We start from the raw sequence: 9,244 nt of genomic DNA on the forward strand, positions 1-9,244 counted from the left end.
CAAATCCTCACTGAACCGCGCCCGCTGGCGTGTTCAACAACACAACGGCAGCAGTCACCAGCAAATTGATCAGGGTCAGCGGCAGGCAGAATCGCCAGCTGAAATCCATCACCTGGTCATACCGTGGGCGCGGGATGGAAGCGCGCAGCAGGATGAACAGCATGATGAAGAACGCGGTCTTCAGGAAGAACCAGAAGAACGCCAGCTGCGGCAGGATGCCGAACGGACCGTGCCAGCCGCCGAAGAACAGCGTGACCAGCAGGGCCGAGATCAAGATGATGCCGATGTACTCACCTACGAAGAACATGCCCCATTTCATGCCGGCGTATTCAATGTGGTAACCGTCGGCCAGTTCCTGTTCCGCTTCCGGCTGGTCGAACGGGTGACGGTGAGTCACGGCGACGCCAGCGATGAAGAAGGTACAGAAGCCGAAGAACTGCGGAATGATGAACCACAGGTTCTGCGCCTGGTACTCGACGATGTCGCGCATGTTGAACGAGCCCACCTGCACCACGATGCCCATCAGCGCGAGGCCCATGAACACTTCGTAGGAGACGGTCTGGGCCGAAGCCCGCAAGCTGCCCAGTAGGGCGAACTTGTTGTTACTCGACCAACCGGCGAACAGCACCGCGTAGACCGACAAGCCGGCCATGGCGAAGAAGAACAGCAAGCCGATGTTCAGGTCCGCCACGCCCCAGGTCGGGGTGATCGGGATGATTGCGAAGGCAATCAGCAAGGCGCTCATGGCCACGACCGGTGCCAGGGTGAAGATCACCTTGTCGGCAAACGGCGGGGTCCAGTCTTCCTTGAAGAACATTTTCAGCATGTCGGCGGCGATCTGGAACATACCAAACGGGCCAACGCGGTTCGGACCGTAACGGTCCTGCCACCAGCCCAGCAGGCGACGTTCGACGAAGCTGAGCAAGGCGCCCGCCACGACCACGGCCAACAGGATCACGATGGCCTTGACCACCGCGATGATCACGTCGATCACTTCAGGGGTGAACCAGGTCATTGAGCTGCCTCCTGCAGACCGTCAACGGTAAGGCCGAAGATCGCGGGAGGAATCCCGGCGAGGCCTTTTGGCAATGCAACCAGGCCAGCACCCAGCTCTTCGTCGATCCGCAGCGGCAGACGCAGGGTCTTGCCGGCGACGTTCAGGCTGAGCAGGGCACCGTCGTTGACGCCCAGGCGGTCGGCTTCGGACTTGGCTACGGACACGTAGGCGGCTGGAATGCGCTCTTGTACCGGCGCGGCTTTGGAAGAAGTCTCTTCGCTGCCGAACAGGTGGAAGAACGGCACAACCTGCCAGGTACCCTGGGCCGGGTTGAACGGACGCGGAACACTGGCGAACCAGTTCAGCGAGTCACCGGTGCTTTCGATCAGGCGGGTGCCCGGGTCGCCGGCACGGATGTGACCACCGACTTCGTCCTGGAACTTGTTCCAGGCTTGCGGCGAGTTCCAGCCCGGCGACCAGGCAAATGGCACCTGCTGACGTGGCTCGACCGAACCCGAGTAACCTTCCATGGAGAAGGCGAACGCGGTGTCGTTGTCTTGCGGGGTACGGGGTTCGTGCACGCTGATGTCAGCCCGCATGGCGGTACGGCCGGAGTAGCGCAGCGGTTCACGGGCCAGTTTCATGCCCTTGATGCGGAACGAGGCGGACGGTGCTGCGTCGACGATGCGTGCCAGTTGCGGTGCGGCTGCGGCTGCGGCTGCGGTCACGTGGTCGAGTTGGGTCCAGTCGATCGGCTGGTTCAGCAGGGTGGCGCGCAGGGCATGCAGCCAGCGCCAGCCTTCGTGAACCAGGATGCTGGCGTCCATGTACTTCGGATCGAACACCTGGAAGAAGCGCTGGGCGCGGCCTTCCTGGCTGACCAGGGTGCCGTCGCCTTCAGCAAAGCTGGCGGCTGGCAGTACCAGGTGAGCGCGGTCGCTGGTGGCGGTTTTCTGGTGGTCGGCAACGATCACCACTTTGGCCGCGTTCAGCGCTGCGTCGACCTTGGCCGAATCGGTGCGGGTGTACAGGTCGTTTTCCAGCACCACGATCGCATCGCTGCTGCCGTCGGTCACGGCTTGCAGGGCGGCGTCCAGGGACTCGCCACCGAGCATGGCCAGGCCGAGGCTGTTGGCCTCCGGCACGATCAGGCTGATGGAACCGTTCTTCTCGCGCAGCTTCAAGGCTTTGGCGATGTTGGCAGCGGCTTCGATCAGCGCCTTGGAACCCAGGGAGGTACCGGCAATGATCAATGGACGCTTGGCCGCCAGCAGGGCGTCGGCGATGCGCTTGGCCAGTTCAACGGCTTCAGCATCCAGGCCTTCAACGGCAGGCGCGCTGGCGTCGAGGGCGTGAGCCACGGCGAAACCGATGCGGGCCAGGTCGTCGGGGGCTGCGTGTACGCATTCTTCGGCGATGTCGTCGAGCTTGGTGTTAGTCAGGCTGGCGATAAACAGCGGGTTCAGCGCGTGCTGGCCGATGTTCTTCACCGCGGCGTCGAGCCAGGGCTGGACGCGCATGGCGTCGGCCATGTCTTCGGCCTTGCCTTTCACCGACTGGCGCAGGGACAGGGCAACACGGGCGGCGGTCTGGGTCAGGTCTTCACCGAGGACGAAGATCGCGTCGTGGTCTTCGATGTCGCGCATGTTCGGAACCGGCAGCGGGCTGTCGTTCAGAACTTGCAGCACCAGGCGGATACGCTCCAGCTCACCGGCTTCGATACCCGAGTAGAAGTGCTCGGCACCCACCAGCTCGCGCAACGCGTAGTTGCTTTCGAGGCTGGCGCGGGGCGAACCGATACCGACGATGTTGCGACCGCGCAGCAGATCAGCGGCTTTATCCAGCGCTTCGTCGAGGCTCAGCTTGGCACCGTCGGCCAGCAGTGGCTGACGCGGGCGGTCTTCGCGGTTGACGTAGCCATAGCCGAAACGGCCACGGTCGCACAGGAAGTACTGGTTGACCGAACCGTTGAAGCGGTTTTCGATGCGACGCAGTTCGCCGTAGCGTTCGCCCGGGGAGATGTTGCAACCGCTGGAGCAGCCATGGCAGATGCTCGGCGAGAACTGCATGTCCCATTTACGGTTGTAGCGCTCGGAGTGAGTCTTGTCGGTGAACACACCGGTCGGGCAGACCTCGGTGAGGTTGCCGGAGAACTCGCTTTCGAGGGTGCCGTCTTCAACGCGACCGAAGTACACGTTGTCGTGGGCGCCGAACACACCGAGGTCGGTGCCGCCGGCGTAGTCCTTATAGAAGCGCACGCAGCGGTAGCAGGCGATGCAGCGGTTCATCTCGTGGGAAATGAACGGGCCCAGTTGCTGGTTCTGGTGGGTGCGCTTGGTGAAGCGATACCGGCGCTCGTTGTGGCCGGTCATCACGGTCATGTCTTGCAGGTGGCAGTGGCCGCCTTCCTCACACACAGGGCAGTCGTGCGGGTGGTTGGTCATCAGCCATTCGACGACGCTGGCGCGAAACACTTTCGCTTCTTCGTCTTCGATGGAAATCCAGCTGCCGTCGGTGGCAGGGGTCATGCAGGACATGACGATACGACCACGGGTGTCGTTCTCGTCGGTGTACTGCTTGACCGCGCACTGGCGGCAAGCGCCAACGCTGCCAAGGGCGGGGTGCCAGCAGAAATATGGAATGTCGAGGCCTAGCGACAGACACGCCTGTAACAGGTTGTCTGCCCCATCGACTTCGAGCTCTTTGCCGTCTACGTGGATAGTGGCCATGGTTCAAAGTTCTTCGTTGGCCCGGTGTCAGCGGGCGTGGCTAATGGAATCTTGTTATTCATGTGCATCAACACAGCCATAAAGGCGTCAGCACACGAGAAGGCGAAGGGCACGGACCCTTCGCCTTTTTAAGCGTTACGCGCCGACTACAATCGGCCTTGCCAGAGGCGGGACGGCGGCGCTGGTAGGCGCGATGCCGGCTTCGAACTCCGAGCGGAAGTATTTGATCGCGCTGCCCAATGGCTCCACGGCGCCCGGTGCGTGAGCACAGAAGGTCTTGCCTGGGCCGAGGAAACCGACCAGACCCAGCAGGGTCTCGATGTCACCCTCGCGGCCTTCGCCGTTTTCCAGGGCCATCAGCAGCTTGACGCTCCAGGGCAAACCATCGCGGCATGGGGTGCAGAAACCGCAGGATTCGCGGGAGAAGAACTGCTCCATGTTGCGCAGCAACGACACCATGTTCACGGTGTTGTCCACGGCCATGGCCAGGCCGGTACCCATACGGGTGCCTACCTTGCCGATGCCGCCGGCGTACATTTGTGCGTCGAGGTGCTCGGGCAACAGGAAACCGGTGCCGGCGCCGCCTGGCTGCCAGGCCTTGAGGGTGTAGCCGTCGCGCATGCCGCCGGCGTAGTCCTCGAACAGCTCGCGGGCGGTCACGCCGAAAGGCAGTTCCCACAGGCCCGGGTTCTTGACCTTGCCGGAGAAGCCCATGAGCTTGGTGCCCATGTCTTCGCTGCCTTCACGGGCCAACGATTTGTACCACTCCACGCCGTCGCCGATGATTGCCGGCACGTTGCACAGGGTCTCAACGTTGTTCACGCAGGTCGGCTTGCCCCACACGCCCACGGCGGCAGGGAAGGGCGGCTTGGAGCGCGGGTTGGCGCGGCGGCCTTCGAGGGAGTTGATCAGTGCGGTTTCTTCACCGCAGATGTAACGCCCGGCGCCGGTGTGCACGAACAGTTCGAAGTCAAAACCGGAACCCAGGATGTTCTTGCCCAAAAGGCCAGCAGCCTTGGCTTCTTCCACGGCACGGGTCAGGTGCTTGGCGGCGGTGGTGTACTCGCCACGCAGGAAGATATAGCCACGGTAGGTTTTCAGCGCGCGGGCGCTGATCAGCATGCCCTCGATCAGCAGATGGGGCAGTTGCTCCATCAGCATGCGGTCTTTCCAGGTGTTCGGCTCCATTTCATCCGCGTTGCACAGCAGGTAGCGGATGTTGATGGATTCGTCTTTGGGCATCAGGCCCCACTTGACGCCTGTGGGGAAGCCTGCACCGCCGCGGCCTTTCAGGCCTGCGTCTTTCACGGTCTGGACGATGTCGTCCTGGGCCATGTCGGCGAAGGCTTTGCGCGCGGCCGCGTAACCGTTCTTGGCCTGGTATTCGTCGAGCCAAACGGCTTCGCCGTCGTCACGCAGGCGCCAGGTCAGCGGGTGAGTCTCAGCCGTGCGCTTGATGCGGTTGGCAGGACCGAAGGAAGTCAGGGTCATGGGTAGCCCTCGAGCAATTGGGTGACGCCAGCAGGCTGCACGTCGCCAAATGTGTCGTCGTCGATCATCAACGCCGGCGCCTTGTCACAGTTGCCCAGGCAGCACACCGGCAGCAGCGTGAAGCGGCCGTCCGCGGTGGTTTGGCCCAGGCCGATGCCCAGCTTGTTCTGGATCTCGCTGACCACGGACTCGTGGCCACCGATGTAGCAGACCATGCTGTCGCACACGCGAATGATGTGACGGCCCACCGGCTGGCGGAAGATCTGGCTGTAGAACGTCGCCACGCCTTCAACGTCGCTGGCAGGGATGCCCAGGATCTCGCCGATGGCGTAGAGGGCGCCGTCCGGCACCCAGCCACGTTCCTTCTGGACGATCTTCAAGGCTTCGATCGACGCCGCGCGCGGGTCTTCGTAGTGATGCAGCTCGTGCTCGATGGCCGAGCGCTCGGTTTCACTCAAGGTGAAACGGTCTGTCTGGATAAGCGTGCTATTCATGCTTAGCGGTCCACGTCGGCCATAACGAAATCGATACTACCCAGGTACGCAATCAAGTCCGCGACCATTTCACCTTTGATCACCGAAGGGATCTGCTGCAGGTGCGGGAAGCTTGGAGTACGGATCCGGGTGCGGTAGCTCATGGTGCCGCCATCGCTCGTCAGGTAATAACTGTTGATACCCTTGGTCGCTTCGATCATCTGGAAGGATTCGTTGGCCGGCATCACCGGGCCCCACGAAACTTGCAGGAAGTGCGTGATCAGGGTTTCGATGTGTTGCAGCGTGCGCTCTTTCGGCGGCGGCGTGGTCAGCGGGTGATCCGCCTTGTACGGGCCTTCCGGCATGTTGCGCATGCACTGTTCGATGATCTTCAGGCTCTGGCGCATTTCTTCGACGCGCACGATGCAGCGGTCGTAGGCATCGCCGTTGGCCGCCAGCGGGACTTCGAATTCGAAGTTCTGGTAGCCGGAGTACGGGCGCGCCTTACGCAGGTCGAAGTCGCAGCCGGTGGAGCGCAGGCCGGCACCGGTGACGCCCCATTCCAGGGCCTCTTTGGTGTTGTAGGCCGCAACGCCGATGGTCCGGCCCTTGAGGATGCTGTTGTCCAGCGCGGCTTTCTGGTACTCGTCCAGACGCTTGGGCATCCAGTCGATGAATTCCTTGACCAGGCGTTCCCAGCCGCGCGGCAGGTCGTGGGCGACGCCGCCGATGCGGTACCAGGCCGGGTGCAGGCGGAAGCCGGTGATGGCTTCGATCACCTTGTAGGCGCGCTGACGGTCGGTGAAGGTGAAGAACACCGGGGTCATTGCACCGACGTCCTGGATATAGGTACCCAGGAACAGCAGGTGGCTGGTGATCCGGAAGAACTCGGCCATCATGATGCGGATGGTGTCGACCTTGTCCGGTACCTTGATGCCGGCCAGCTTCTCGACCGAGAGCACGTACGGCAGGTTGTTCATCACGCCGCCGAGGTAGTCGATGCGGTCGGTGTACGGGATGAAGCTGTGCCACGACTGACGCTCGGCCATCTTCTCGGCACCACGGTGGTGGTAACCGACGTCTGGCACGCAGTCGACGATTTCTTCACCGTCCAGTTGCAGGATGATGCGGAAGGCACCGTGAGCCGAAGGGTGGTTCGGGCCCAGGTTGAGGAACATGTAGTCCTCGTTGGTGCCGGAACGCTTCATGCCCCAGTCTTCCGGACGGAAGCGTGCCGCTTCTTCTTCAAGCTGTTGCTTGGCGAGGGTCAGGCTGAAGGGATCGAATTCGGTGGCGCGGGCAGGGAAGTCCTTGCGCAGCGGGTGACCTTCCCAGGTCGGCGGCATCATGATGCGCGTCAGGTGCGGGTGGCCCGGGAAATCGATGCCGAACATGTCCCACACTTCACGCTCGTACCAGTTGGCGTTTGGCCAGATACCGGTCACGGTCGGGACGCTCAGGTCGCTCTCGGAGAGGGCCACCTTGATCATCACGTCGCTGTTACGTTCCAGCGACATCAAGTGGTAGAACACGGTGAAATCGGCGCCGCTTGGCAGTCCCTGGCGCTTGGTGCGCAGGCGCTCGTCCACGCCATGCAGGTCATAGAGCATGACGTACGGCTTGGGCAGGTTGCGCAGGAAGCTCAGGACTTCGACGAGCCTGGCACGCGCCACCCACAGCACCGGCATACCGGTGCGTGTGGCCTGGGCGGTGAAGGCGTCAGGGCCAAAACGGTTATTGAGTTCGACGACCACATCCTGGTCGTCTGCCTTATAAGGCGGGATGTACAGAGCACTGCCTGTAGTCATGGTTTTTTATCGCTTTCGGTCAACGTAAAGAATGAAGCCAGGTTTTCGTTCTATAAAAGAAGCGGTGCTGGATCAGACTTCGTCGGGGCTGCGCAGGTTGGTGACCTGAATACGCTGTTCGCGGCGCTGTTCCTTTTGTGACGGCATCTCGGCGCGGTATACGCCTTGATCTCCGACAACCCAGGAAAGTGGGCGACGCTCCTTGCCAATCGATTCCTGCAACAGCATCAAGCCTTGCAGAAATGCTTCAGGGCGGGGCGGGCAGCCAGGCACGTAGACGTCCACGGGCAGGAACTTGTCCACCCCCTGAACCACGGAGTAGATGTCGTACATGCCACCGGAGTTGGCGCACGAACCCATGGAGATAACCCACTTTGGCTCGAGCATTTGCTCGTAGAGACGCTGAATGATCGGCGCCATCTTGATAAAGCAGGTACCGGCGATAACCATGAAATCCGCCTGACGCGGCGATGCCCGGATAACTTCGGCGCCAAAGCGCGCGATGTCGTGGGGCGCCGTGAAGGCGGTGGTCATTTCCACGTAGCAGCAGGACAGACCGAAGTTGTACGGCCACAGGGAGTTTTTACGCCCCCAGTTGACCGCGCCACTCAGCACGTCTTCCAGCTTGCCCATGTAGATGTTTTTGTGGACTTGGTCTTCTAACGGGTCGGAAACGGTTTCCCGTTCGCCGATGGGGTACTGCTCGTTAGGAGCATCCGGGTCGATCCTGGTGAGATTGTATTGCATCGCCAAAGCCTCATTGTTTCAGCTTCGCTTGCCGCTTGCGACGAGCTTCCGGAGCCCAGTCAAGGGCGCCCACTCGAAATAGGTAGACAAGGCCTGCCAACAGAATTGCTATGAAAACGAGGGCTTCGACGAATCCGGTCCAGCCGCTTTCGCGGACGGACACAGACCAGGCAAAGAGAAAAAGGGCTTCGATGTCGAAGATCACGAAGAGCATCGCGACCAGATAGAATTTGGCTGAGAGCCGCAAGCGGGCGCCACCTGTAGGTAGCATGCCGGACTCGAACGGTTCGTTTTTGCTGCGGCCCCAGGCTTTTGACCCGAGGAGGCTGGAGACGCCGAGCATGAAGGCGCAAAGGCCGACAACACCGAGGAGGAAAATGGCAAAGCCCCAGTTGTGGGCCATGAGTCCTGTCGCTTCGGTCATGCTGGAAATCCTTAACAGAGAGCAAAGGTCTCTGAGCTCGAAAAAGTAACGATGCAGTGACGATATGTCGCAGCGCAATCAATCGCGGTGATTTTATGGCTAAACACCGGGCAAGTAAAATTCCTATAGCGAAATTATTCGATGGAATAAGGACATAGTGCACCTTTGTGGGGCTGTAGCCCTTGCGGGGCGGGCATTAGCGGGCATTTCACCAATTATGTTTTGTTTAAGCTGTAAAGAAGTTTTCATGCTCTAAATGATAATGAATATTGTTTGCGTGGGTTTTAAACAGCTGTTCGGGGTTTAACGGGGGAAGTTGCTGTTACTTGTGTGGGGGATGCTAGTTGGTAAAGCGGATCTTTTAGCTGGTTTTGTAGGTGGGGGTACCGCTCTGGATCAATGTTTTGATCGAAAATTGGGGGTGGGGGGTGTACATATCCGTTGTTGCGGTAACGGCGGCTATTGGTTCCGCTCTTACAGCGGGTCACTTTGGAAAAGCCCCAAAGTAACCAAAGGGCTCTGCCCCGCCTGTCGGCACCTCGCTAAGGCTCGGTGTTCCCTCACTCCGGCATTGC

Annotated in this window: 7 protein-coding genes; all 7 read right to left on the reverse strand. The window is 60.9% G+C overall.

Going from position 1 to position 9,244, the window contains the following annotated elements:
- Positions 1 to 7 precede the first annotated feature (7 nt).
- Entirely contained in the window at positions 8 to 1,015 is a 1,008-nt protein-coding gene (gene nuoH, locus HX855_RS08490) for an NADH-quinone oxidoreductase subunit NuoH (protein ID WP_003219563.1), read from the reverse strand.
- Positions 1,012 to 3,726 (reverse strand): NADH-quinone oxidoreductase subunit NuoG, encoded by a 2,715-nt coding sequence (nuoG, locus tag HX855_RS08495; protein WP_177090051.1) that lies wholly within the window; start codon positions 3,724 to 3,726, stop codon positions 1,012 to 1,014. The genes nuoH and nuoG overlap by 4 nt, the downstream gene beginning before the upstream one ends.
- Before the next feature lie 135 nt (positions 3,727 to 3,861).
- Positions 3,862 to 5,217 carry an NADH-quinone oxidoreductase subunit NuoF gene (gene nuoF, locus HX855_RS08500; protein WP_063031425.1) on the reverse strand — a complete coding sequence of 452 codons (1,356 nt, stop codon included), beginning with the start codon at positions 5,215 to 5,217 and terminating at the stop codon, positions 3,862 to 3,864.
- Positions 5,214 to 5,711, reverse strand: a complete 498-nt coding sequence (gene nuoE, locus HX855_RS08505) for an NADH-quinone oxidoreductase subunit NuoE (protein ID WP_056861694.1) — start codon at positions 5,709 to 5,711, stop codon at positions 5,214 to 5,216. The genes nuoF and nuoE overlap by 4 nt, the downstream gene beginning before the upstream one ends.
- 2 nt (positions 5,712 to 5,713) lie before the next feature.
- Positions 5,714 to 7,498 carry an NADH-quinone oxidoreductase subunit C/D gene (gene nuoC, locus HX855_RS08510; protein WP_177090050.1) on the reverse strand — a complete coding sequence of 595 codons (1,785 nt, stop codon included), beginning with the start codon at positions 7,496 to 7,498 and terminating at the stop codon, positions 5,714 to 5,716.
- A gap of 72 nt (positions 7,499 to 7,570) precedes the next feature.
- Entirely contained in the window at positions 7,571 to 8,245 is a 675-nt protein-coding gene (locus HX855_RS08515) for an NADH-quinone oxidoreductase subunit B family protein (RefSeq protein WP_003219572.1), read from the reverse strand.
- Positions 8,246 to 8,255: 10 nt separating this feature from the next.
- The gene (locus HX855_RS08520; RefSeq protein ID WP_003219575.1) at positions 8,256 to 8,669 is read right to left on the reverse strand and encodes an NADH-quinone oxidoreductase subunit A; all 414 of its coding nucleotides are present in this window, start codon (positions 8,667 to 8,669) and stop codon (positions 8,256 to 8,258) included.
- Between the last annotated feature and the right edge of the window lie 575 nt (positions 8,670 to 9,244).

It is taken from the genome of Pseudomonas sp. IPO3778 (genome assembly GCF_013386825.1).
Lineage (GTDB): Bacteria > Pseudomonadota > Gammaproteobacteria > Pseudomonadales > Pseudomonadaceae > Aquipseudomonas.